This is a genomic window from Streptomyces sp. NBC_01320 (genome assembly GCF_035974375.1).
In the GTDB taxonomy this organism is placed as follows: Bacteria; Actinomycetota; Actinomycetes; order Streptomycetales; family Streptomycetaceae; genus Streptomyces; species Streptomyces yanii.
Genome location: NZ_CP108390.1, coordinates 7,516,022 through 7,541,214, shown reverse-complemented (window position 1 = coordinate 7,541,214; position 25,193 = coordinate 7,516,022). Strand labels below are relative to the sequence as shown.

Below are 25,193 nucleotides of genomic sequence, written 5' to 3'. Positions count from 1 at the left end.
TTACTTTCTCTTGGAGAACTTGGCGCCGCTCAGCCGAGATCGCAGCCGCGAGGCCAACGTTGCCTTGGGCGGGTGGAGCGGGCGGGTGCCGACCACCACGCGCCCCTTGCTGTTGGGACGTACCGAGGCCCGGTACGGCTCCTCCCCGCTGCGCCACTGCCGCGTCAGCGGCATCGGACGGCCGTCGGCCCGCACCGGGATCTCGTACGTCGATCCGGCCACGTCGATGTAGACACGCACCCCGCGCTTGGAGCTGCGCGGCTCCAGCGGGATACGGGCATACAGCAGCGTGGCGTTGCCGTCGGCCGCAAGCTCCCGGAGGAACTCACCCGGCGCGGACGGCAGTTGCTTGTCATCGGGCAGCCGCTGGGCGCGCGCCTTGTCGGCGCTGCCGGGCATGGCGCCTTCGGCGAGGCGCAGGACGGCGGAGCCGGTGTCACCGACGACACCGATCCGTATCGTGGCGGTGAAGGACAGTTCGTCGCCCTCCTGAGCCCAGCCGGACTCGATCAGCTCGGTCTTGTTCGCGAGCCGTCCAGGGACGCGCTCGCCGACCAGCTCGAAGCAGCGGTCCGGAAGCTCCGTACCGGCGTCGCGGAAGCCGGGGTACCGCGCGAAGGCGCGGCCGTCCTCCAGGTGGAACGGCGGCGCGCCCTGCTCGGCCTCTTCGGTGATGGCACGGCAGAGTGTGCCCGTGGCGCCGCTCTGGGCCAGCCGGAGCCTGGCCCGCAGCTTGACGGGCAGCGAGTCGCTCAGCTCGTCCGTCAGGTAGCTGTTCGCCAGCCGTGCGATGCCCGCGCAGACCTCGCGCCGGGTCTCCGCGTCGAGCGCCGGGAAGTCGCCCTGGATGAGCTTGGACAGCTCCCAGGTGAAGTGGCGCTTGAAGACGGCGTCCCGGTTCGGCCCGGCCTCGATCAGCCCGGCCGCATGATCCATGATCGCCGCGGTGCAGCGCAGCCGCGCCAGGTGATCGGCGCGGTACGTGATGTTGCTGGCGTCGCCGCGCTTCACCGCGTAGTAGCAGGTGTAGTCGGCGACCACCGATATCTTGCGGGCGCGGTAGCAGGCCTCGATGGTGAACGGCTGGTCGCTGCCGACCGCCAGGTCCTCCGGGAAGCGCAGCTTGTGCTTCTCCACGAGCTCGCGGCGGAAGAGCTTGGTGTTGGCCAGGGCGAACGGCAGTTCCGGCCCGTAGAGGCTGACGTCCGGATCGTTGGCCTTGTAGAGGGACTGGCGCACATACCGGCCGTTGGTGCCGACCATCTTGCCGACCACGACGTCCGACTCGTTCCGGTCGGCGCAGGCGACCATCCGCTCCAGCGCTTCCTCGCCGAGGTAGTCGTCGGAACCGATGAAGTAGACGTACCGGCCGGTGGCCAGCTCCAGCGCGCGGTTGCTCGGCGCCGCCGGGCCACCGGAGTTGGGCTGGTGGACCACCTTGACGACGTCCGGGTAGCGCTCGGCGAACCGGTCGAGTTCGGCGCCGCTGTCGTCCGTCGAGCCGTCGTCGACCGCCACGACCTCAAGGCGGTCCGTACCGATGGACTGCCCTACGAGTGAGTTGAGGCACTCGGTGAGGTAGGGCATGGTGTTGTACACGGCCACGACGACCGTCACATCAGGAACATCGGTCCTACCGGTCACACGGTCACCTCGACAGCTCTGTCGACGGATGTCCGCGGACGTGCGGGAAGCAGCTTCGTGTACACCTGGTCGAGCGCCTCCGCCTGGGCCTCCCAGGTCCACTGGTCGAGCAGTCCCGGTTCGTCGTACACGTCCCGGTACTTCTTCGGTTCCGCGAGCACCGCCTTCACGGCGCGGATGTAGTCCTGGACGTCGTCGGCCTTGAAGACCTCGCCCTGACCTGTCTTGGCGGCCATCTCGCCCATGGTCTTCACATCGCTCACCACGAGCGGCAGCCGCGCGTGCGAGTACTCGAAGAACTTGGTGATCAGAGCGATCTCGTGGTTCGGCCAGTGGTGGATCGGGATGACGCCGAAGTCCGCCGTCCCCAGGAAGGGCACGACCTGGTAGTGCGGAACGTACGGAAGGATGTGTACCCGGTCGGCCACTCCGAGCTCCTCGGCGCGCTGCGCCAGCTCGGTCATGTACGGCGACTTCGGCCGCAGCACGATGAACGCCACGTGCAGTTCGGGCAGGTGCGGCAGCGACTCGACCATGATGTCGAGGCCGCGCTGCGGAGCCGCGGCGCCGCTGTAGACGGACAGCGGAACGTCCGGCCCGATCCCGCACAGTTCGCGCAGATCCGGTACCGGCTCCGCGGCCTGCTCCGGCGAGATCTCCGCGTCCGGTGCGTTCAGCACGACCGTGGGCGTCGTGGCCAGTCCGTGCCGCTCGACCAGCATGTCCGCGAGCGTCGCGGAGACGGTCGTCACGGCGTCGGCGTACTTGGAGTACGCCAGCTCGTGCAGGCACTGCGCGACATGCCACCGCGGGTGCGGATCCCACGGCTTGATGCCCGGCAGGAACTCGTGCGCGTCCCAGACCAGCTTGACGTCGCGCTTCGCGGCCCGCGCCCGCAGCGTGGCTCGCGCGCCGACCCCGAGCATGCGGAAGTCATTGGCGTGGATCAGATCGGGCTTCAGATCGTCGATCACCTTGCCGTAGGCAAGGTCGAGGTCGAGCAGATACGGGTCGAGCCGACGCCAGGCCCGCTCCCCCATCATGCGCTGCCAGAACGCCGTGGTGAAACGGTCGAGCGGCGCGTCCATCCGCTTGCGCCGCTGCTCCAGCGCAAAGGTCCGGCGCACCCGCAGACCGACCCAGCGGCTGACCACCTTGGCGCTGGCCCGCTCGGGGAGCAGCGTCACTTTGGACACCGCCGAGCCCTTGGCCGCCGCCTCGATCGCACGGACGTTGAGATCGGCGCGCCATGCCTTCATCTTCTGCTTGCGGTAGGCAGCGAGCGGCCCCGGGCGGTAGGCCAGCGGCGCGCGCAGCGGAGCACGCCGGTACTCGTGCCGGCGCCGCTGCATCGGGCCCGGCACCTTGAGCAGCCGGACCTTGGCGTCGCCGATCATCCAGTGCTGCTCCGACTTGCCGGGCGACTTGCCGAGCAGGGTCACGTCCCAGCCCGCCTCGGCGGCCGAACGCGCTTCCTTCTGGACCCGCGAGTCCCCGTTCACGCCGTTGTCGACCAGCATGACGATCCGACCGCGGGTTCCGGTCCGCGGTGCCGGGTTGTTCTCAGACGCCATGAGCGGCCATCTCTCCCGTGGAGGTGGTGACGGTGAGTCCGCTGCGTGCGGATTCCAGTACTGCGGCGGCGACCTCGACCGTACGAAGCCCCTCCCGCAGCGTGCAGATGTCCTGCGAGACGCCGAGCACCGCGTCGCGGAAGAGCTCGTGCTCGACCAGCAGCGGTTCGCGCTTCGGTATGGCGTACCGGATCATGTCGCCCTCGGAGACTCCACGGAAGGCCTGGAGCGCCTCCCACTCGGTGGCCACGGCGGCGTTCGAGTGGAAGGTCAGGTCGGCGGTGAGGGTGTCGGCGATGAAGGTGCCGCGCTCGCCGGTGACGGAGGTGAAGCGCTCCTTGAGCGGGCTCAGCCAGTTGACGAGGTGGTTGGCCATGCTGCCGTCGCTGAGCAGACCGGCGACGGAGACCATGTCCTCGTGCGGCCGGCCGCTCTTGTGGACGGTGTGGGCCGCGACCGAGACATAGCTCTGGCCCGTCACCCAGCCGGTCAGGTCGATGTCGTGCGTGGCGAGGTCCTTGACGACGCCGACGTCGGCGATGCGGTGCGGGAACGGGCCCTGCCGACGGGTGACCACCTGGAAGACCTCGCCCAGCTCGCCCGCCTCCAGACGGGTACGCAGGGAGCGCAGGGCCGGGTTGCAGCGCTCGATGTGCCCGACGCCCGCGACCAGACCACGGGACTCGAAGGCCTCGACCAGACGGCGGGCCCCCTCGACCGTGTCGGCGACCGGCTTCTCGATCAGGGCGCAGACGCCGGCCTCGGCGAGCTTCAGGCCGACTTCCTCGTGCAGCGCGGTGGGGCAGGCCACCACGGCGTAGTCGATGCCGAGCTCGATCAGTTCCTCGACGGTGGACAGCACCGGAGCGCCCTGGGCCCATCCGTTCTTGTCGCCCATCGGGTCGACGACGCCGACCAGCGTCACGTTCTCCAGGCCGGCCAGCACGCGCGCGTGGTGGCGGCCCATCGAACCGAGACCGATCAGCCCGGCTCTCAGTCCTGCAGTCACTGCATCTCTCCCAGCGAGTTCACGGCCGCGACAATACGGTCCAGGTCCTCCGGCGAGAGCGAAGGATGTACGGGCAGTGAGACGACCTCGGCGGCGGCGCGCTCGGTCTCCGGAAGATCCCAGTTGCGGCCGGCCTTCTGGTCGGGCTCCCAGTACGGCTTCAGCCGGTGGATCGGAGTCGGGTAGTACACGGCGTTGCCGATACCCGCCTCGTTCAGTCTGGCCATGGCGGCGTCCCGGTCACCATGCACCCGGACGGTGTACTGGTGGTAAACGTGGCGTGCACCTTCGGCAACGGGCGGGACCGTCACATTGCCCGCGGTGATGTGCCGGTCGAGGTAGGCGGCGTTGGCGCGGCGCTGCTCGGTCCAGCCGAGCACCTTTCCGAGCTGTACGCGGCCGACGGCGGCCGAGACGTCCGTCATCCGCATGTTGGCGCCGACGATCTCGTTGGCATACCTCTGCTCCATGCCCTGATTGCGCAGCAGCCGGAGGGTCCGGGCAATCTCGGCGTCGGCGGTGGTGATCATGCCGCCTTCGAGAGAGTGCATGTTCTTGGTCGGGTAGAAGCTGAACGTGCCGCCGGATCCGAAGGCGCCGACGGGCGTGCCGTTCAGGGCAGCGGCGTGTGCCTGGCAGGCGTCCTCGACGACGGCGAGGCCGTGCTTCGTCGCGATCGCCATCAGCGCGTCCATCGCCGCCGGGTGCCCGTAGAGGTGAACGGGCATGATCGCGGCGGTGCGGGGGGTGATGGCGGCCTCGACGGCGGCCGGGTCCAGACCGAAGCTCCCGGGCTCGATGTCGGCGAAGACGACGTCGGCCCCGGTCAGACGGACCGCGTTGGCCGAGGCGGCGAAGGAGAACGACGGGACGATGACCTCGTCGCCGGGGCCGATGCCCAGAGCGAGCAGCAGGAGGTGCAGCGCGGAGGTGCCGGAGTTGACGGCGACGCAGTGGCGTCCGTCGACCAGCTCCGAGAAGCCCTCCTCGAAGGCGGCCACCTCCGGTCCCTGGACCACGCGACCGCTGCGCAGTACGCGCACCACCGCTTCGATCTCTTCCTCACCGATCACCGGCCGGGCAGCGGGGACAGGTCCCCGGGTGTCGCTCGACATGGGCATCCTCCTTGAACAGCACAAGAGCTTGATCGGCGAGGGCTTTGAGACGTGCGGATGTCCGGGGGGACTCCTACGCCCGGCACATAACCGATGGCGTACCAATACATTACGGACAAATCTGGCATTCCCTACGGAATTGTTTCACACAGGGAATGAACGGCCGTTTCGCCCTGGCTGGGCCAGGCCACCGCCGGGAGCAGTTCCTTTCCGGGAAGACCTCCCCCGGCACGGCCGCGTCACATTATCAGGCTTTTCACAGCGGGTTTCATCGAGGTTAAGGGTAAAGAAAGGGCCGCCCGAACGACGAGGTGCGGCCCTCCCACGGGAGGGCCGCACCTCGTCGTTCACTCCTGACCGTCGGATCAGCCCTCGGTGTCGGCCGAGACCACCGTCGGCGACGACTGCTCCGCGGCAACCGTCTTCTTCGCCGCCTTCTTGGCCGTCGTCTTCTTCGCGGCGGTCTTCTTGGCAGCCGTCTTCTTGGCGACCGCCTTCTTGGCCGTCGCCTTCTTGACGGTCTTGCGCGCCGTCTTCTTCGCCGGGGCCTCGGTCTCCGCGGCTTCCGCGGCCTGTGTTGCCTCGACTGCGGCGGCGACCGGCTCCCCGTCGGGCTTCGGCTCGGTGGAGCCGGTCACCACGACGACCTCGGCGCCGTCCGCACCCGCGGGCGGTCCCGCGGGGGCGGTGACCTTGCGGGTCACCCGGCGCCGGGCACGCGGCGGGGCGGCCGGAGCGGCCACCTCCTCCGGTGCGGCCTCCGGCTGCGGCGCCTCGGCAACCGGGGCCTCGGCCACCACGTCCGCGACGGACAGCGGCGCTTCGACCGGCGCGACCTGCTCGGCCGGGGCCGGCGATCCCGCCGGAGCAGTCGCCTTGCGGGTCGCCCGACGGCGCGTACGGCCCTGCGGCGCCTCGGCCACGGGGGCCTCGACAGCCACCGGGACCTCGACGACCGGCTCGGGCTCGGCAACCGGCTCGGGCTCGACGACCGCTTGGACCTCGGCGGCCGGCTCCGGCTCCACGACCGGAGCGGGCGCGGGTGCGGACTTCGGGGCGCCGGCCGGGGCCGATGCCTTACGGGTCGCACGCCGGCGGCCACGGCCGCGCGAGGCAGCCGCCTCGGCCTCGGCCGGGCTGCTGTACAGCTCCTCGTCCGGTACGAACTCCGGCTCGGCGAGCGCCAGCGGGGCTGCGACCTCCGCAGCCACCTCGGCCTCGGTCTCCACCTCCGCCTCGACATGCTCGTGGTCGACGAGGTGCTCGTGCTCGGGCTGCTCACCGGCACCACCGCGGCCGCGCTTCTTGGCCCGCTTGCCGTTGCCGCCGCCACCGATCGAGCTCGGCTGCTCCATGTGCACGATCACGCCGCGCCCATTGCAGTGGACGCAGGTTTCGGAGAACGACTCCAGCAGCCCCTGGCCCACCCGCTTGCGGGTCATCTGGACCAGGCCCAGCGAGGTGACCTCGGCTACCTGGTGCTTCGTACGGTCGCGACCCAGGCACTCCAGCAGACGCCGCAGCACCAGGTCCCGGTTGGACTCCAGGACCATGTCGATGAAGTCGATGACGACGATGCCACCGAGGTCGCGCAGCCGCAGCTGACGCACGATCTCCTCGGCCGCCTCCAGGTTGTTCCTGGTGACGGTCTCCTCGAGGTTGCCGCCCTGACCGGTGAACTTGCCGGTGTTGACGTCGACGACGACCATCGCCTCGGTCTTGTCGATCACCAGCGAACCGCCGCTGGGCAGCCAGACCTTCCGGTCCAGCGCCTTCATCAGCTGCTCGTCGATCCGGTACGTCGCGAAGATGTCGACCTCGGAGGTCCACCTCGACAACCGGTCCGTCAGGTCGGGGGCGACATGCCCGACGTAACCGTGGATGGTCTGCCACGCGTCGTCACCACTGACGATGACCTTCGAGAAGTCCTCGTTGAAGATGTCGCGGACGACCCTGACGGTCATGTCCGGCTCGCCGTAGAGCAGCGTCGGCGCGTTGGCGCTGCCGTTGCTCTTCGACTTCTTCTGGATGTCCTCCCACTGCTGCTGCAGCCGCTCGACATCACGGCGCAGCTCGTCCTCGCTCGCGCCCTCGGCCGCGGTACGGACGATGACGCCCGCGTCCTCGGGGACGATCTTCTTGAGAATGGTCTTCAGCCGGGCGCGCTCGGTGTCGGGCAGCTTGCGGCTGATGCCGGTCATGGAGCCCTCGGGCACATAGACCAGGTAGCGGCCGGGCAGCGAGACCTGACTGGTCAGGCGGGCACCCTTGTGGCCGATCGGGTCCTTCGTCACCTGGACGAGGACGGACTGGCCGGACTTCAGCGCGGTCTCGATCCGGCGCGGCCCGTGGGCCATGCCGAGCGCCTCGAAGTTCACCTCACCGGCGTACAGGACGGCGTTGCGCCCCTTGCCGATGTCGACGAAGGCGGCCTCCATGGACGGCAGTACGTTCTGCACCTTGCCCAGGTAGACGTTGCCGACGTAGCTGGTGGCCTGCTCCTTGTTGACGTAGTGCTCGACGAGCACATTGTCCTCGAGGACACCGATCTGGGTGCGGTCGCCGTTCTGGCGGACGACCATCACGCGATCGACGGCCTCACGGCGGGCCAGGAACTCCGCCTCGGTGATGATCGGAACGCGGCGACGGCCCTGCTCACGGCCCTCGCGGCGACGCTGCTTCTTCGCCTCCATACGGGTCGAGCCCTTGATGGACTGGACCTCGTCGAAGCCGGTGCCGGGCTCGCGCTCGGCTTCCTTCTTCCGGGGCTCACGGACCTTGACGACCGTACGCTCCGGGTCGTCGGTACCGGCTTCGGCCTCGGGCGAGGCGTCACCGCTGCGACGACGGCGACGACGCCGGCGACGGCTGCTGCTGGAGCCGGAAGCGGACAGCTCGTGGTCCTCTTCCTCCTCCTCGTCGGCCTCGTGACCACGCTCGTGCTCGTCCTCGGACGTGTCGGCGGCGTGCTCGTCGGCCTGCTGCTCCGCGGCTTCGTCCGACTCGCTGGGCTCACCGCGGCGGCGGCGACGGCCACCGCGACGGCGACGGCGCGAAGGACGGTCCCCGTACTCGTCCGACTCCTCGCCCTCGTGCTCGGCTTCGCCCTCGGCCTCCGCCTCGAACTCGTCCTCGGCGTGCTCCTCCACCGGGGCGGCAGGGGCGGGCGCCCGGTCGGCGACCGGCTCGGTCTCGACGACCTCGCCGCGGCGGCGGCGACGGCGCCGGGCACCGCCCTGCGGTGCGACCTCGGCGGCCGGGGCCGCCTCTTCGGCCGACGGAGTCTCCTCGGCCGTCTCGATCTCTTCCTCGGTCTCGTCGTAGTGCGAGGCCGGACCGGCGGCCGCGGCGGCGGCAGCGGCGGTCTCCGGGGTCTGGAACATCGGCTCGGCGAAGACCGGCGCCTGGAAGACGGCCACGGCGGGACGCGTCGCCCGACGGCTCTTGCCGGCGGGCTCCTCGACCTCGCCGGTGAATTCCGGCCGGCCTGCGGGGGCGGTGGCCCTGCGGCGGGTACGGCCACGCGGCGCGGCGGCCTCGGTCTCCTCCTCCGGCTCGGCGACCGGCTCCTCGGCGGCCTCGGTCTCGGCCTCCACCGGCGCCACGGGCTCGACGATCTCGGCGGCCTGCGGGGCACCCGCGGGCGAGGTGGCCTTGCGGGAGGCCCGACGACGGCCGCGCGGGGCGGCCGGCTCGGCAGCTTCTGCGGTCTCGGTGACCTGTACGGCCTCCGCGGCCGCCACGGGCTCGACGATCTCGGCGCTCGTGGTGTCGCCCGACACGGGCTGCGGGGCACCCGCCGGAGCGGAGGCCCGGCGGCGGGTACGGCCACGCGGGGCGGCGGCCTCGACGGGCTCGGCGACAGGTGCCTCGATCGGAGCGGCGGTCTCGACGACCGGCGCCGCCTCGACGATCTCAGCGGCCTCGGCGGCCTGCGGGGCGCCTGCCGGAGCAGTGGCCTTGCGCGTCGCCCGACGACGCGCACGCGGCGCCGGAGCGGCCTCAGTGGGCTCTTCAGTGGGCTCTGCGGCCTCGGCGGGCGCAGCAGCCTCGGGGGTCTCCTCGGCCTTGGGCGCACCCGCGGGAGCGGTCGCCTTGCGGGTCGCCCGACGACGCGCACGCGGCGCCTCGGCGGCCTCGGCGGGAGCAGCGGCTTCGGCAGGCTCCTGCACCTCGACGACCTCGACGGGCTCGACGACCTCGGCGGCCTGCGGGGCACCCGCGGGGGCGGTCGCCTTGCGGACCGCGCGGCGGCGAGTACGCGCCGGCGGCGCGGCCTCCGCCTCGGCGGCAACGGTGTCGGCCGCTTCGGCGTCAATGGCCGGTATGGCCGGCGCGACTGCCTCGGCGGCTTCCGCGCCCTTGGCACCCGCCGACGGCGGGCCTGCCGGGCGGGACGCCGCGCGGCGCCTACGGCGCGGCGGCAGCTTGTCGCCGGGGGCGTTGTTCTCTTCGGCGTTCCCGGTCGTACCGGGTTCGATCGGTTCGAGCATGCGGGCGGTTCTCCCGTCACGCTCCCGGGCGCCACGCCTGATTCCGGTCCGGCACGGTCCGCATGAGAAACGCGGTACCGCCGTCCGGGGCGCGGGCGCCGCACGGGAGCTGAATGTCTGGCTCGCCGGTTCCGTCCGCGATGTACGCACGGCCTGGCGAAAGTCTTATGGGTCAGCGCGCGGCCCGGCCCAGGTGGCTCCCGAGCCCGAGGGCTGCGCTACAACGACCGGCCTTACGCGGAACCTGCACCTTCCGGCACCGTCGCGGCGGCGGTCCCGGTGGCCGTGGATTGCGCGGCCGGGGATGCCTCGCGGTCGGGCGCGAGCGGGTCGGTCACCGTGCCGGACTCCTCGTCGAAGAGCCCCTGCGCCAGCCTGGTCACCGCTGCGGGGACCGGCGGCGCCAGGTCGGCCACAACGCGGAGACCGGACAGGACGTCGTCAGGTCGCACGGCAGGTGTCACGTGCCGAACAACCAGCCGCAGTATCGCACAGGCCTTGTCCCCGGGCCTATCAGCGCCGGGATCGACGGCCTCGAGACCGGCGACGGCCGCGCGGGCGTCGAAGGTCCGCATGCCGTTCTTCGTACGGCGCTGGACCTCGACGGTCTCGGCGCCGAGGAATCCGGCGACGGCCTTCTCGGCGTCCTCGAAGGGGACCCCGTCGAGCCGCATCTCCCACACGGAGGCGGTCAGCCGGTCGGCGAGACCCGAGGTGCGGGCCTCCACGGCGTCGGTGATGTCAAGACCGTCCGGGAGCGACTCGTCGAGCAGTGCGCGCAACGTGTCGGGGTCCCGCGGCTCGGTGAGGGCGATCTCCAGGAACTCGGCCTCGCTGCCCGTGCCGGTGGGTGCGGCATTGGCGTACGAAACCTTGGGGTGCGGGGTGAAGCCCGCCGAGTAGGCCATGGGCACCTCGGCGCGGCGCAGCGCCCGCTCGAACGCGCGCTGGAAGTCGCGGTGGCTGGTGAACCGGAGGCGGCCGCGCTTGGTGTAGCGCAGTCGGATGCGCTGCACCGCCGGTGCGGGCGGCGGGCCTTCGGGCTGTCGCTTGCCCAGTGGTTCTTCTCCTCGGTGCGGAACGGACGCGGTGGCACGCCGCCCTCGAAATACGGGGTGGCCCGGGGGTGTCCGGTCCGGCTCACCCCTGCTTGTGCAGGGAGATCTCGGGTTCGGGCGCCGCGCTGGGCACAGTCGTTGTACTACCCAGAGTACGCGCAAGGCGGCCTACCGGTTCCCGGGGCTCGGGGACCGGGCCCCCGCCGACCAGTGCGCGCCATGCGTCGCGGCGAGCCTGCCGCACGGTCTCGCGCGCCCCCTCGACGGCCTGACGCGCCGTGCGGCCCGCATCCTTTGCTGCCCGGGCCGCCGGGCGCCATACGGAGTCCCGTACGACGTGGCCCAGCGGGGTGCACACGGAGCGGTACGCCCAGCGCACCGGGTCCACGAAGATCCACCGCAGGAGCCGCCCGAGGAACCGTCCGACGGCCCGGGACACGTGCCCGGCCACCCGCCACGCGTGCCCGAGCGCGTCGCCGGCCTCCCGTGCGAGGACGACGAGCGCCCGCCCGAGGGGCACGAGCCCCCAGCGCCACACGGCGACGGCGGGCACGACGAAGATCCACCGCACGAGGGTGGACGGTACGGTCCGGAGCCCGCGCCCGAGCAAGGTGACCCCAGCCCATATGCCCCGCCCGAGCCACGCGAGCCCGCGTCCCGCCGGGGCCACCGCGTGCCGCCACAGCGCCACCCACGGCCACACGAAGAGGGCCTTGCTCAGCCATGCCAGACCGGTGCCGAGCGTTCGCGCGACAACGGCGAGTTGGGCGCCAAGCACCTTGCAAAATAGGGAAGTTGCGCTCCCGAGGGGCACGAGAGCATGCCGGTGGAGCCAGACCCACGGCCGGACGAACAGAGCCTTGGACAGCCAGACGACGGCGGTCGCCGTGCCCCTCGCGAGGAGGGTGACGCCGCCTCCGAGCGGGGTCAGGGCGTGTGCGTAGAACCACACCGCCGGAACGACGACGCAGGCGCGCAGCAGGGCGACGAGACCCGCCGTCAGACCGCGCCCGGCCTTCGCCAATCCCCGTGCCAGCCAGGCGATCCCGTGACCCAGCGGCACTAGCGCTCGCGTGTACAGCCACACCCACGGCCGGACGAACAGCGCCCGGAGCAGCCAGCCGCCGCCCGCGCGCAGGCCGCGCCGGGCGGACGCGAGCCCGGCCCACACCACCCCGCCCAGCCACGCGATCCCGCGCCCCGCCGAGACGAACCCGAACCGGACGCCGGAGGCCATCCAGGTGATCCCGCGCCCCACGTCGGCGAGCCCCGCCCCGACAACCCCCGTCAGCCACCCGAGCCCACGGCCGATCGGTGTCATCACGTGCCGGTACCACCAGGCGACCGGTGCCACGACGCCCGTCCACCACACCCACAGCGCGACGACCCTCACCCCGCGTCCCACCGGCGCCAGCACGTAGCGCCACAGCGCCACCCACGGCCACACGAACAGCGCCTTGCCGGTCCACGTCAGCGCGGCTCCGACGGCCCGCGCGGCCGGGGCGAGTACGCGTGCCCAGAGCCACACCACCGGCGCCACGAACACCGCACGCAACAGCAGGCCGGCCCCACGCGCCAGGGGCAGGAGGCCCCTTTCCCAGGCGAGGCGGCCGCCGACGGCCAGCGCGTCCCAGACCAGGCGGACCGGGACGACGAGAACCAGGACGACGATGCGCACCGGGATACGGATCGCGGCCACGAGGCAGCCCTCGGGCGGCCGTTCATCGACCGCACGCTCCGCGGGCGTCGAGTGCTTCTCCCAGTCCATACCTTCTCGGACGCCGGGGGCCCCGTACGGATCCGCGCCATGGGAACTTCATGCGCCCCTCTGGCCACGGTCATTTTCATCTCGTATTCATAACGGGTCTGGGCCAAACAGGCCCTTGCCGAAGGACATTTGGAGGACACCCCCGATGAGCCCGAGCTCGCAGCACCCCGAGCGCAGCCCCGAACTCTCCCGCCGCACGCTCATCGGCGGCGCCGCGGCCGCCGGTGTGCTCGCCGCACTGCCGCTGAGCCTCCGCACCGCCCTCGCCACGCCCGGCAGGCCGGGCACACTGAAGGACATCCAGCACGTCGTGGTGTTCATGCAGGAGAACCGGTCGTTCGACCACTACTTCGGCACGATGCAGGGCATCCGCGGCTTCGGTGACCGGGCCGCGGTGCGCGGGATCAACGGCAGGCCCGTGTTCCACCAGCCCGACCCGTCCCGCCCGGAGGGCTGGCTCGCGCCGTTCGCGATGAACGCCGCGCACACCAGCGCCTACCAGCAGGGCGCCGCCGCCTTCGGGTTCAGCGACTCGATGAACGCCCGCAACAACGGCATAGCCGACGGCTACGTCACCCGGCGCGGCAGCGGCTGGCTCGGCCAGGGCTACTACGAGCCCGCCGACATGCCCTTCTACCACGCGCTCGCTTCGGTCTTCACCGTCTGCGACCACTACTACTGCTCGACCGAGACCAGCACCAACCCCAACCGCGAGCACCTGATGACGGGCACCAGCGGCGGCACGGTGCGCGACATCGCCGTCGTCGACAACCAGGAGCCCGGCTTCGAATGGACGACGTACGCAGAGCGCCTGGAGGCGGCCGGCGTCAGCTGGAAGACGTACCAGGCGCAGGAGAACTTCGACGACAACGCCCTCGCCTGGTTCAACACCTTCCGGGCCGCCAAGCCGGGCGATTCCCTGTACGAACGGGGCATGAAGCGGGTCGGCAATCCGGCACAGAAGGGCGACCCCTGGGCCATGGGTGACGCCCTCGTCGAAGAGTTCGCCGACGACGTGAAGAACGACGCACTGCCACAGGTGTCCTGGCTCATCGCGCCGGCCGCCCTCTCCGAGCACGCCAGCTACGCGCCCCCGCACGGTGAGGACCTGACGGCCCGCCTGCTGTCCGCGCTCGCCGACAACCCCGAGGTCTTCGCCAAGACCGCGTTCATCCTCAACTACGACGAGCACGGCGGCTTCTACGACCACCTGCTCCCGCCCGTGCCACCGGTCGCCGAGGGCCGCGGCAGGTCGACCGTGACGCCGGACGGCGAGGTCGTGGTCCGGGTCAGCAAGGGGGGATCGTCCTTCTTCCGGCCCGTCAACCAGCGGGGCCAGTACCGCGTGAAGGCCGACGACGGGTCGCTGACCTGGTCCGACACGCTGCCCGCCGGGGAGACGAAGACCGCGGGGCCCTTCCCGCTGGGCCTCGGTATGCGCGTGCCGATGATCGTCGTCTCGCCGTGGACGCGGGGCGGCGCCGTGGCGTCGACGGTGTGCGACCACACCTCCGTCATCCGGTTCCTGGAGAAGCGCTTCGGGGTACGCGAGCCCAACATCAGCGCCTGGCGTCGCGAGGTCACCGGCGACCTGACCGATGTGTTCGACTTCTCCGGCAAGAACCCCTCGTGGCCCGAACTGCCCGACACCAGCGGCAACCGCCAGAAGGTCACCGACACCGGCAAGCTGCCCGCGCCCACCGTGCCCAAGCCACAGCACTTCCCCGAGCAGCAGCGCGGCAGCCGCACTGCCCGCCCCACCCCCTACGACCTGCGGGTCACGCCCCGTGTCCGCAACGGCGAGCTGACGCTCGACCTCGCCAACCACGGCCGCCAGGGCGCCGTCCTCTCCGTCTACCCGGAGCCCGGCGTCGCGCCCAAGCACTACACGCTGAGCCCGAAGACCAAGCTGTCCGACGTCCGGAACCCCGGTGACAACGGCTACGACCTGCGTGTCCACGGCCCGAACGGCGCCCTGTGGCACCTGCGCGGCGACGCGGCCGGCACATACGAGGCGCACCTGGACCTCGCGGACGACGGCAAGGGCGCCGGGGTCGAGCTGGCCAACCGCGCCCGCACCGCCCGCACATTCCTCGTCGGCGACCTCGCCTACGGCGGCGGCACCCGTGAGATCCGCGTCGGCGCGGGCGGCAGCCGCACCGTCGAGGTCCGTGTGCCGCGCGAGGGCTGGTACGACCTCGCGGTCACCGTCCAGGACGAGCCCGGCTTCCTGCGCCGCTACGCGGGCCGCGTCCCCGGCCGACTCGAAGGCGTCACCGACCCCGCGATGGGGCTGCCCGACGCCCTCGGCGTCACGGTGTCCCTGGAGGCCGCGTCCGCCACCATCGACGAGGCGATCCTGGTGCCCGGAAAAGCCGCCCGCATCCGCGCCCGGTTCGATGCGACGGCCGCGGTGTCCGCGATCGAGGCGCACCCGGTCGTGCCCAGGGGCTGGGCGGTGAAGGCGGTTTCGGCGCCGCCCGCCTCGCTCGTGGCCGGCGCGTCGGCGACCGCCGAGTGGGAGGTCCAGGTGCCCGACGCGCTCTCCGGCGCGGCCGCGTACCGGCTGCTCGTGACGGCGCGGGCCCGCTCGGGCGAGCGGTTCGTCCTGGCCGACGGCGAGGTTTCGGCACGCACCGCCCCGTCGATGGCGGGCCACCTGCTCGGCGAGGACTTCGAGTCGGTCGCGGACGCGCTGCAGCCTGTCTCGGGCGTCGTCGGCTGGACAGCGAAGGCCCCGAAGAGCTGGTCCGTGGTGAACGCGGCCGGCATGCCGCAGGGCACCGCCCGCCTCCAGGGCTGGACGTTCCACACCAAGCGGGCGTGGTCCCCGGCGGGCCAGGACCGGGGCGGCTTCGGCCGCGCGCTCGGTGTGATCGCGGTGGCAGACCCGGACGACTGGGACGACACCGGATCGCCGTCGGCGAAGGGCACGTTCGACTCGACCCTGGTCTCCCCCGCTGTCACGGTCCCGTCCGGCACGTCGAAGCTGTACGTCGCCTTCGACTCGCACTACCGACAGGAGGCCCCGCAGAAGGCGGCCGTCACGGCGGTCTTCGACACGGGCGAGGAGATGCGGCTGCTGTACTACAGCGCCGACGCGACGGGCAACGACAACGCGGGCAGTGACGCCGAGAACACCTTCGTGACGAAGGAACTCCCGGTCCCGGCGAACGCGAAAACCGTCACCCTGAAGTTCCGCATGTACGACGCGGGCAACAACTGGTACTGGGCGATCGACCACGTACGCGTGGACAGCAAGCCGATCACGGCCTGACACGGCGGAGAGGCCGGGACACCGTCAAAGGCGTCCCGGCCGCTCACCATCCGTCAGGAAGTCAGACCGACCGGCACATGGGGGTGGGAGAAGCAAGCGGGGAGTGCCGTATGTCGCGCAGGACGAGGAGCCTGCTCGCGTTCCTTGGCCCCGAGCTCCCGAAGGGCCTCGGCCCGCTTCCGCCTCGCTCATCCCGGCGAGCGCCTCAGCCATCCGCCGGACGGCATCCCCGCTTGTCACAGCTACTTCTTGACCGTCAGCGGCAACAGCTTCTTGCCCGTGGGACCAATCTGAATGTCGAGACCGAGCTGCGGACACACCCCGCAGTCGAAGCACGGGGTCCAGCGGCAGTCCTCGACCTCGGTCTCGTCGAGCGAGTCCTGCCAGTCCTCCCAGAGCCAGTCCTTGTCGAGACCGGAGTCCAGGTGGTCCCAGGGCAGGACCTCCTCGTACGTCCGCTCGCGGGTGGTGTACCAGTCGACGTCCACGCCGAACTCGGGGAGCGTCTTCTCCGCGCACGCCATCCAGCGGTCGTACGAGAAGTGCTCGCGCCAGCCGTCGAAGCGGCCGCCGGACTCGTAGACGGCGCGGATCACCGAGCCGACACGGCGGTCGCCGCGCGAGAGCAGGCCCTCGACGATGCCGGGCTTGCCGTCGTGGTAGCGGAAGCCGATCGAGCGGCCGTACTTCTTGTCGCCGCGGATCTTGTCGCGCAGCTTCTCCAGCCGGGCGTCGGTCTCCTCGGCGCTCAGCTGCGGGGCCCACTGGAACGGGGTGTGCGGCTTGGGTACGAAGCCGCCGATGGAGACGGTGCAGCGGATGTCGTTCTGACCGGAGACCTCGCGGCCCTTGGCGATCACGTTGACCGCCATGTCGCCGATCTGGAGGACGTCCTCGTCGGTCTCGGTGGGCAGGCCGCACATGAAGTACAGCTTCACCTGGCGCCAGCCGTTGCCGTACGCGGTGGCAACCGTCCGGATGAGGTCCTCCTCCGAGACCATCTTGTTGATGACCTTGCGCATGCGCTCGGAGCCGCCCTCGGGGGCGAACGTGAGACCCGAACGGCGGCCGTTGCGGGTCAGCTCGTTGGCCAGGTCGACGTTGAACGCGTCGACGCGGGTGGAGGGCAGCGAGAGGCCGATCTTGTCCTCGGTGTACCGGTCCGCGAGCCCCTTGGCGATGTCGCCGATCTCACTGTGGTCCGCGGAGGAGAGCGAGAGCAGGCCGACCTCTTCGAAGCCGGTCGCCTTGAGACCCTTCTCGACCATGTCGCCGATGCCGGTGATGCTTCGCTCCCGCACGGGGCGCGTGATCATGCCGGCCTGGCAGAAACGGCAGCCGCGGGTGCAGCCGCGGAAGATCTCGACGGACATCCGCTCATGGACGGTCTCGGCGAGGGGGACGAGGGGCTGCTTCGGGTACGGCCACTCGTCGAGGTCCATGACGGTGTGCTTGGACACGCGCCACGGCACGCCCGACTTGTTCGGCACGACGCGGCCGATACGGCCGTCCGGGAGGTACTCGACGTCGTAGAACCGCGGTACGTAGACGCCACCGGTCCTCGCGAGGCGGAACAGCACCTCCTCGCGTCCGCCGGGCCGGCCTTCGGCCTTCCAGGCGCGGATGATCTCGGTGATCTCCAGGACCGCCTGCTCGCCGTCGCCGATGACCGCGCAGTCGATGAACTCCGCGATCGGCTCGGGGTTGAACGCGGCGTGGCCGCCGGCGAGGACGATCGGGTCGTCGAGACCGCGGTCCTTGGCATCCAGCGGGATGCCTGCGAGGTCGAGGGCGGTGAGCATGTTGGTGTAGCCGAGTTCGGTGGAGAAACTCAGCCCGAAGACGTCGAACGCCTTCACCGGGCGGTGGCTGTCCACGGTGAACTGCGGCACCTTGTGCTCGCGCATCAGCTCTTCGAGGTCCGGCCACACGCTGTACGTGCGCTCGGCCATGACGCCCTGGCGCTCGTTGAGCACCTCGTACAGGATCATGACGCCCTGGTTGGGCAGCCCGACCTCGTACGCATCCGGGTACATGAGCGCCCAGCGGACGTCGCATTCGTCCCACGGCTTGACGGTGGAGTTGAGCTCACCGCCGACGTACTGGATGGGCTTCTGCACATGCGGGAGCAGAGCTTCGAGCTGTGGGAAGACCGAATCGACAGACATCGCGAACTTTCGAGAGCCGGCAGAGGGGACCATCCAGCGTACCCCGGCGCTCAGCCTGTCAGATCCGACCGCAATTTCGGCCGGGAGGCCCGATCCCACACCCCGGGCAGTTCCCGTTCGCGGGCGGCCGCGGTCGCCTCCTCATGCCCGTACAGCAGCCCCCAGGTGAAGGCGGACTCCCCCGCCGCGTGCGCCTGGGCGGCCAGGGTGCGCAGGGCTTCGCGGGCGACGACGCTGTCCTGGTGGTCGCCCAGCACGGTCTGCACGGCCTTCATCCGCTTGGCGAACTTCTTGGCGGGCTTGCCCAAGGCGGGGGTGGCCGCCTCCCCCGCGTACCTGGCCCGCTTGGCGGCCTTGCGGGCCTGGTGCATCGCCACGTCCCGGTTCAAGCCGGCGGGGAGGTCCAGGGCGTGACCGATCCGGGTGGCCAGGCGTGCGTAGTCCTTGAGGACGGCGCGCGGCAGTGCGTCCTGTGGGCTGCGGTCCGCGGCGGGCAGCAGCGGCGGGTCGGCGAGGAACGCGTCGAGTGTGTCGAGGAGCGCCAGATACCGCTTTCCGTCGAGTACGCCGACGGTCCGGCGCCGGGAACCCGAGCGGCGGGCGGTGGACCAGATGTGCAGGCGACTGCGGGCGGGCCCGAGAACGAGGATGTGGGACAGGTCCGCGATCCGGGTGCGGAACCGATCGTCGAGGACCTCCTGGTCCCGGTCGACGCCGAGCTCCGCGGCCAGCCATTTCAGCTCGTCACCGATCGGATCGGTGATCGCCCGGTCCACAATCTTCCTGTACGTCCTGAAGACGCTGCGCAGCCTGCGTGTGGCGACCCGCATCTGATGCACGGAGTCGGGCAGATCGCGGCGTACGGCGGGGTCGAGGGCGACGATCGCCGTGATCTGGTCGCGTGCGTACGCCAGGATGTGGTCGCCCGCCGTCCGGGGCCGCGGCTTGCCGTCCCCCTCCGGGTGCTGCTTCCTCTTCGGGGCGGTCTCGTCGAGGGCCCTGGCCAGTTTGGACGGCGCCGCGGAGGGGCGTACGCCGCCCTTGCGCAGCCGGCGTTCGACGGCGTCGAGGAACGCGGGGTCGCCGTCATCGGCGAGTTCGACCTCGATCTCGGTCCAGGCGGCGGTGCCGCTGCCGCCCGTGAGCCGCTCGGCCCGGACCTCGTCGACGCTGAGTTCGGCGAGCAGCGCGCCGTCGGCGTCGAGCAGGTGGTGGACGTCCCGGGTGGAGAGCAGCCGGACGACAGGGACGAGCTCCGTCTCGCGGACCCGGGAGCGCAGCAGCCCTGCGAGGCTGTCCGGAAGGGTGTCGGAGAGCGGGGCCCGGATCTCGTCGCGGATCCCGGAGGCGACCGGGAATTTGAGGTGCCAGCCGGCGTCGGCGCCGCCGGTGCGGCGGCGCAGGGTGAGCGCGTCGGCCGCGAGCCGGTGGTTCTCGGTGTCGTAGTAGACGGCGTCCAGCTCCGTGACGCCGCGGTGGTCCACGGCCGCGACGCCGGCCACCCGGGTCAGATCGGGAAGCCGGGTATCGACGGTGGCTTCGTACTTTCGCTCGATTTCACGCTTCGAGTTCGCCATCGGACCTACTTTCGAGTGAACCGTCGGCTTCACCCGCAGCGACGCTGAGGCGTCTTCTAAGTTGTACACCTGTCCTCGGGCAGCGGTCAGGGCTTGGCCGTCAGGAGGTTCATCTGAACCGAGTGAGAAGCCGCCCCGTTCGCGGGGCGGAGGAGTCACGAACTGAATCTAGACGCTCGCAACGCAGCTCGCATCGCGATCGATTCCGTTCCCTGAGCAGTCCCTTGCCGGGACCTGGTGCACACCCGATTCCGGCAAGGGACTGCACGCGGCGAGGACACGCCTACGCCGACATCGGCCGCTGCACCCGGATCGACTGGAGCAGTCCGATGGCCACCCAGACGGCGAACATCGACGACCCTCCGTACGACACGAACGGCAGCGGGAGTCCGGCGACCGGCATGATGCCGAGCGTCATCCCGATGTTCTCGAACGCCTGGAAGGCGAACCAGGCGATGATGCCGGCGGCGACGATCGTGCCGTACAGCTCGGTGGTCTCGCGGGCGATCCGGCAGGCGCGCCACAGGACGACACCGAGGAGGACGAGGATCAGTCCGGCGCCGAGGAAGCCGAGTTCCTCGCCCGCGACAGTGAAGACGAAGTCGGTCTGCTGCTCGGGAACGAACTGGCCGGTGGTCTGGGTGCCCTGGAAGAGGCCGGTGCCGGTGAGTCCGCCGGAGCCGATGGCGATGCGGGCCTGGTTGGTGTTGTAGCCGACGCCCGCCGGGTCGAGCGCCGGGTTGGCGAAGGCGGCGAAGCGGGCGATCTGGTAGTCGTCGAGCAGGCCGAGCTGCCAGACGGCGACGGCTCCGGCCGCGCCGGCGCCGAGGAGTCCGAAGACCCAGCGGTTCGGCGCGCCGGAGGCCAGGAGCACACCGAGCACGATGACGGCCATGACCATGACGGAGCCGAGGTCCGGCATCCCCATGACGATCACCATCGGGAGGAGCGCGAGACCGAGTGCCTTGGCGACGGTCCGGTGGTCCGGGTGCAGCTGGTCGCCCGCGTCGACGCGGGCGGCGAGGATCATCGCCATCACCAGGATGATGGTGATCTTGGTGAACTCGGACGGCTGCAGGGAGAAGCCGCCGCCGATGATGATCCAGGCGTGGGCGCCGTTGACGGTGGCGCCCAGCGGGGTGAGGACCGCGAGGACCAGAATCACCGAGAGGCCGTAGAGGACCGGGACGGCGCCTCGCAGGGTGCGGTGGCCGAGCCAGATCGTGCCGACCATCAGGGCGAAGCCGATGCCGGTGTTGAGGGCGTGTCGCAGCAGGAAGTAGTACGGGTCGCCGTGGTTGAGCGAGTCCCGGCCGCGGGTCGCCGAGTAGACCAGGGCCGCGCCGATGAGGGAGAGCGCGATCGCGGAGCCGAGCATCGGCCAGTCGAGCCGGCGTACGACGGAGTCGCGGGCGGTGAGTCTGCCCCAGACACCGCGGTCGGGGGCATATCGGGAGACCGAGAAGCCGGCCATCAGTCGCGCCTCCCGAGCACCGCGGCGAGTGTCTGCTCCTCCGGGGCCTTCTGCGAGTTCGGGTCGTAGGGCTTGATCGTCGGGGCGTCGATCGTGCCGTCGTGCTGGATCTTGGGCAGGGACTTCTGCGGGGTGGGCAGCAGCGCCTTCTTGAGGTCCTGCTTGCCGGAGTCGTCGAGTCCGTAGAGCGCGTCGTAGATGTTGCGGACGGCGGGCCCGGAGGCGCCGGAGCCCGTACCGCCCTGGGAGATCGTCATGACGATCGAGTAGTCCTTGGTGTACGTGGCGAACCAGGAGGTCGTCTGCTTGCCGTAGACCTCGGCCGTACCCGTCTTGGCGTGCATCGGGATCTTGTCCTGCGGCCAGCCGCCGAATCGCCAGGCGGCGGTACCGCGGGTCGCGACGCCCGCCAGCGCCCCCTCCATCTGCTTCAGGGTCTTGGCGCTGGCCGGCAGCTTGCCGTGCGAATGGGGCTCGACCATGCGGACGTTCTTGCCGTCGGGGCTGACGATCGCCTTGCCGACGGTCGGGTCGTAGAGCGTGCCGCCGTTGCTGATCGCGGCGTAGATGGTCGCCATCTGGATCGGGGTGACGAGGGTGTCGCCCTGTCCGATGGAGTAGTTGATCGAGTCATAGGCGTGCAGCTTCATGCCCTCGAGGCAGTTCTCGTGGGCGAGCACGGTGTTGAAGTCCTTCTTCTTGGGCCACTTCTTGGCCTGTTCGCACCAGGTGTCCTTGTTGGCCTTCCAGAAGTCCTTCTTCCACCGGCGGTCGGGGACGCGGCCGGTGACCTCGTTGGGAAGGTCGATGCCGGTCTCCTTGCCGAGGCCGAACTGGTGGGCGGTCTTGAAGAACCAGTCCTTGGCGTTCTTCTTGGGCTGCAGCCCGCCGTCCTTCTGCCACTGCTGGTAGCCGAGGGCGTAGAAGACGGTGTCGCAGGAGACCTCGAGTGCCTGGCCCAGGGTGATCGGGCCGTGGCTCTGCGATTCGAAGTTCTTGTAGGTGTGGCCCTCGGCGGTGTACGAGCTGCCGCAGGTGTAGTGGCCGTCGAACGGGTAGCCCGCCTGGATGGAGGCCGCGGTCGAGACGACCTTGAAGATCGAGCCCGGTGCGGCCTGGCCCTGGATGGCCCGGTTGAGCAGCGGATAGTTGGACTTCTTGCTGGTCATCCGGGCGTAGTCCTTGCCCGAGATGCCGCCGACCCAGGCGTTGGGGTCGTAGTCGGGGTTGGATGCCATCGCGACGACCCGGCCGGTCTTGGCCTCCATGACGACGACGGCGCCGGAGTCGGCCTTGTAGTTCTGGTTGGTGTTCTTGTCGAAGGACTTACGGGCCGTCTTCATGGCCTCGTTGAGCTCGTACTCCGCGACGGCCTGGACCCGGGCGTCGATGGAGGTGACGACGCTCGATCCGGGCTCCGCCTTGTCGTCCTTCGCCTGGCCGATGACCCGGCCGAGGTTGTCGACCTCGTAGCGGGTGACGCCGGCCTTGCCGCGCAGTTCCTTGTCGTACGTACGTTCCAGGCCGGAGCGGCCGACCTGGTCGGAGCGGAGGTACGGCGAGTCGGTGTCCTTGGCCTTGGTGATCTCTTCGTCGGTGACGGGCGAGAGGTAGCCGAGGACCTGGGCGGTGTTGGCCTTGCCGGGTGCGGCGTAGCGGCGTACGGCGGTGGGTTCGGCGGTGATGCCGGGGAAGTCCTCGGCACGTTCGCGGATCTGGAGGGCCTGCTGGGTGGTGGCCTCGTCGGTGACCGGGATCGGCTGGTACGGCGAACCGTTCCAGCAGGGCTGCGGCGTCTTCGCGTCGCAGAGCCGGATCTTGTCGAAGACGTCCTTCGGCTTCATGCCGAGCACATCGGCGAGCCGGGTCAGAACGCCCTTGCCGTCGTCGTCCATCTTCAGCAGCTCGGTGCGGCTGGCGGAGACGACGAGGCGGGTCTCGTTGTCGGCGAGGGGCACGCCTCGGGCGTCGAGGATGGAGCCGCGGACGGCGGGCTGGACGACCTGCTGGACGTGGTTGCTCTTCGCCTCGTCGGTGTATTCCCGGCCGTTGCGGATCTGGAGATACCAGAGGCGGCCGCCGAGTGTCAGGAGCAGGGAGAAGACGAGGACTTGGATGACGATGAGTCTGATCTGGACCCGCTGGGTCCGGCCCGTCTCCGGAATGTTGCTCACAGGACGCCCCCGGCGGTCGGGCCGGGTGTCCGGGGGGTGCTCCCCGGGAGATACAGGCTCACAGTCGCTTGGCTCCCTTGATCCGTCCGGCCCGTGCCGCCCGGTTGCGGGCGACCTTCACACGCAGTCCGCCCCGCTGGCTGCCGATCCTGAGTCCGGTGCCGGACGAGAGCCAGCCCGAGGCCACGTCGCCGCCGGAGGGCTCGGAGAGCGGGTCGTTCTCGGTGCGTCTGGCGAGCGCCATGATCAGCGGAACGGTGAACGGCGCGAGAAGCAGATCGTAGACAGCGGCGGTGAACAGCAGGCTGCCGAGGCCGACATGGCGGGCGGCGGTGTCCCCGACGAGGGCGCCGACGAGGGCGTAGAGCAGCGTGGATCCGATCGCGGCGGCCACGACCACGGTCATCGGGGCGAGCGCGGACTTGAGCCGTCCGTTCTCCGGCCGGGCGAGTCCGGCGAGGTACCCGATGATGCACAGGACCATGGCGTAGCGCCCGGCGGCGTGGTCGGCGGGCGGCGCCAGGTCGGTGAGGAGCCCCGCGCCGAAGCCGATCAGGGCGCCGGCCACATGCCCGTACACCAGGGAGAGGCCGACGACGACGAGGAGCAGCAGGTCGGGGACGGCGCCGGGGAGTTGGAGGCGCGCGAGTACGCAGACCTGGACGACCAGGGCGATCACGACCAGAGCGGTGGAGAGCAGAGTCCGGTTGAAGCGCATGGGGATCAGCTCTACCTCTGCTCGTTGACCGCGTTGCCGGTGGTTCCGGTGGGGCTGGGACTCCCACTGGGACTGCCGCTCGGGGTCTCGTTGACGTTCCCCACGACCTTTCCGCTGGTGTCGACGATGTCACCGTTGGGCGAGATGGTGACGGTGACCGTCGGGGTCGGGGTGGGTTTCGGTTTGGCGGGCTGTTTCGGCAGGACCATGTCGCGCGGGTCCTCGCGCGGTGCCTGGACGACGACGCCGACGATGTCGAGTCGGGTGAAGCCGACGTACGGGCGGACATAGACGGTCCGGGTCAGGTCGCCGCCGGACGGGTCGACGCGGACCACCTCGCCGACCGGGACTCCGGGCACGAACGGCTTGTTCTTGCTGGAGCCGAAGGTGACCAGCCGGTCGCCCTTCCTGACCTTGGCCTTGCCGTTGAGGAACTGGACGGAGAGCGGGCGGTCGCCCTGGCCGGTGGCGAAGCCGAGTTCGTCGGTCTTCTCCATCCGGGTGCCGACCGTGAAGTCGGGATCGTTGGCGAGGAGCACCGTCGCGGTGTCCGGGCCGACGGTGGTGACGCGGCCGACGAGTCCGTCGCCGTTGATGACGGTCATGTCGCGCTTGAGCCCGTCGTTGGAGCCCGCGTCGATCGTGACGGTCCAGGAGAAGCCCTGGGCCGATCCTATGGCGATGACCTCGGCGGCCTTGATGCCGTACTGCCCGGCGGCGGACTTCTTCAGCATCTTGTCGAGTTCGCGCACCCGGTTGCGGTTGCGGTCGTCGCTGCCGAGCTTCGTTTTCAGCGCGGCGTTCTGCTGTTCCAGGGCGGCGATCCGGTTGTGCCGTTCACCGGAGTCGCGGATCGCCCCTATGGCGTTGCCCACTGGGTCGACGGCTGCCGCAACGCCGTTCTCGACCGGCCCGAAGGCCGTTGCGGCGACCCGCCGGGCGCCGTCCACCGGTGACTCCTCGCCGCCGCGGATGTCCACCGTAATCAGTGCGAATGCGATGGCGATCAGCAGCACCAGGAGCAGACGGCTCTCTCGTGTGTCCCTCACGTGCGGCGGCCGTGCCTTCCTCGTCGGAATGTTCGTGCCTGTATATCAGCGGTCCGCCGCACGGGGCGGCAGCGCCCGTACGGCGGACCGCTGTG

Annotated in this window: 14 protein-coding genes; 1 reads left to right on the top strand and 13 read right to left on the bottom strand. The window is 70.6% G+C overall.

Annotated elements, in window-relative coordinates; genetic code table 11:
- The 7 genes from OG395_RS34230 to OG395_RS34200 all read right to left on the bottom strand — a co-directional run bounded on the left by OG395_RS34230 (window position 1) and on the right by OG395_RS34200 (window position 12,661).
- Window positions 1-1,644 carry a glycosyltransferase family 2 protein gene (locus OG395_RS34230; RefSeq protein WP_327246373.1) on the bottom strand — a complete coding sequence of 548 codons (1,644 nt, stop codon included), beginning with the start codon at window positions 1,642-1,644 and terminating at the stop codon, window positions 1-3.
- A complete protein-coding gene (locus OG395_RS34225; RefSeq protein WP_327246372.1) occupies window positions 1,641-3,218 on the bottom strand; it encodes a glycosyltransferase family 4 protein in 1,578 nt (525 codons plus the stop codon). Before OG395_RS34225 ends, OG395_RS34230 begins: the two co-directional genes overlap by 4 nt.
- Entirely contained in the window at window positions 3,208-4,227 is a 1,020-nt protein-coding gene (locus tag OG395_RS34220) for a Gfo/Idh/MocA family protein (protein ID WP_327246371.1), read from the bottom strand. The genes OG395_RS34225 and OG395_RS34220 overlap by 11 nt, the downstream gene beginning before the upstream one ends.
- Window positions 4,224-5,342 (bottom strand): DegT/DnrJ/EryC1/StrS family aminotransferase, encoded by a 1,119-nt coding sequence (locus tag OG395_RS34215; RefSeq protein ID WP_327246370.1) that lies wholly within the window; start codon window positions 5,340-5,342, stop codon window positions 4,224-4,226. Before OG395_RS34215 ends, OG395_RS34220 begins: the two co-directional genes overlap by 4 nt.
- Window positions 5,343-5,707: 365 nt before the next feature.
- Window positions 5,708-9,835 (bottom strand): Rne/Rng family ribonuclease, encoded by a 4,128-nt coding sequence (locus tag OG395_RS34210; protein WP_327246369.1) that lies wholly within the window; start codon window positions 9,833-9,835, stop codon window positions 5,708-5,710.
- Window positions 9,836-10,068: 233 nt separating this feature from the next.
- On the bottom strand, window positions 10,069-10,851 hold the full coding sequence (locus OG395_RS34205; protein WP_327246368.1) for a TIGR03936 family radical SAM-associated protein: 783 nt from the start codon (window positions 10,849-10,851) through the stop codon (window positions 10,069-10,071).
- A gap of 124 nt (window positions 10,852-10,975) precedes the next feature.
- On the bottom strand, window positions 10,976-12,661 hold the full coding sequence (locus tag OG395_RS34200) for a hypothetical protein (protein ID WP_327246367.1): 1,686 nt from the start codon (window positions 12,659-12,661) through the stop codon (window positions 10,976-10,978).
- Between the two features lie 145 nt (window positions 12,662-12,806).
- On the opposite strand from OG395_RS34200, the gene OG395_RS34195 reads away from it, so the two are divergent.
- The gene (locus OG395_RS34195) at window positions 12,807-15,938 is read left to right on the top strand and encodes a phosphocholine-specific phospholipase C (protein ID WP_327246366.1); all 3,132 of its coding nucleotides are present in this window, start codon (window positions 12,807-12,809) and stop codon (window positions 15,936-15,938) included.
- Between the two features lie 242 nt (window positions 15,939-16,180).
- Here OG395_RS34195 and OG395_RS34190 read toward each other — a convergent pair whose 3' ends face one another.
- The 6 genes from OG395_RS34190 to mreC all read right to left on the bottom strand — a co-directional run bounded on the left by OG395_RS34190 (window position 16,181) and on the right by mreC (window position 25,098).
- Window positions 16,181-18,106, bottom strand: a complete 1,926-nt coding sequence (locus OG395_RS34190) for a TIGR03960 family B12-binding radical SAM protein (protein WP_327246365.1) — start codon at window positions 18,104-18,106, stop codon at window positions 16,181-16,183.
- Window positions 18,107-18,156: 50 nt separating this feature from the next.
- The gene (locus tag OG395_RS34185; protein ID WP_327246364.1) at window positions 18,157-19,683 is read right to left on the bottom strand and encodes a CYTH and CHAD domain-containing protein; all 1,527 of its coding nucleotides are present in this window, start codon (window positions 19,681-19,683) and stop codon (window positions 18,157-18,159) included.
- A 283-nt stretch (window positions 19,684-19,966) separates the two neighbouring features.
- Window positions 19,967-21,157 carry a rod shape-determining protein RodA gene (gene rodA / locus OG395_RS34180; RefSeq protein ID WP_327246363.1) on the bottom strand — a complete coding sequence of 397 codons (1,191 nt, stop codon included), beginning with the start codon at window positions 21,155-21,157 and terminating at the stop codon, window positions 19,967-19,969.
- Window positions 21,157-23,331 carry a penicillin-binding protein 2 gene (mrdA, locus tag OG395_RS34175; protein WP_327246362.1) on the bottom strand — a complete coding sequence of 725 codons (2,175 nt, stop codon included), beginning with the start codon at window positions 23,329-23,331 and terminating at the stop codon, window positions 21,157-21,159. The genes rodA and mrdA overlap by 1 nt, the downstream gene beginning before the upstream one ends.
- A 58-nt stretch (window positions 23,332-23,389) precedes the next feature.
- Window positions 23,390-24,049, bottom strand: coding sequence for a rod shape-determining protein MreD (gene mreD, locus OG395_RS34170; RefSeq protein ID WP_327246361.1), 660 nt, complete (start codon window positions 24,047-24,049; stop codon window positions 23,390-23,392).
- An 11-nt stretch (window positions 24,050-24,060) separates the two neighbouring features.
- Entirely contained in the window at window positions 24,061-25,098 is a 1,038-nt protein-coding gene (gene mreC, locus OG395_RS34165; RefSeq protein WP_327246360.1) for a rod shape-determining protein MreC, read from the bottom strand.
- Window positions 25,099-25,193: the final 95 nt, after the last annotated feature.

Excerpts from the sequence above, each read along its gene's own strand:
- OG395_RS34210 (WP_327246369.1), bottom strand. The coding sequence starts at position 9,835 with ATGCTCGAACCGATCGAACCCGGTACGACCGGGAACGCCGAAGAGAAC.
- mreD (WP_327246361.1), bottom strand. The coding sequence starts at position 24,049 with ATGCGCTTCAACCGGACTCTGCTCTCCACCGCTCTGGTCGTGATCGCC.
- OG395_RS34190 (WP_327246365.1), bottom strand. The coding sequence starts at position 18,106 with ATGTCTGTCGATTCGGTCTTCCCACAGCTCGAAGCTCTGCTCCCGCAT.
- rodA (WP_327246363.1), bottom strand. The coding sequence starts at position 21,157 with ATGGCCGGCTTCTCGGTCTCCCGATATGCCCCCGACCGCGGTGTCTGG.
- OG395_RS34185 (WP_327246364.1), bottom strand. The coding sequence starts at position 19,683 with ATGGCGAACTCGAAGCGTGAAATCGAGCGAAAGTACGAAGCCACCGTC.
- OG395_RS34195 (WP_327246366.1), top strand. The coding sequence starts at position 12,807 with ATGAGCCCGAGCTCGCAGCACCCCGAGCGCAGCCCCGAACTCTCCCGC.
- OG395_RS34200 (WP_327246367.1), bottom strand. The coding sequence starts at position 12,661 with ATGGACTGGGAGAAGCACTCGACGCCCGCGGAGCGTGCGGTCGATGAA.
- OG395_RS34215 (WP_327246370.1), bottom strand. The coding sequence starts at position 5,342 with ATGTCGAGCGACACCCGGGGACCTGTCCCCGCTGCCCGGCCGGTGATC.
- OG395_RS34225 (WP_327246372.1), bottom strand. The coding sequence starts at position 3,218 with ATGGCGTCTGAGAACAACCCGGCACCGCGGACCGGAACCCGCGGTCGG.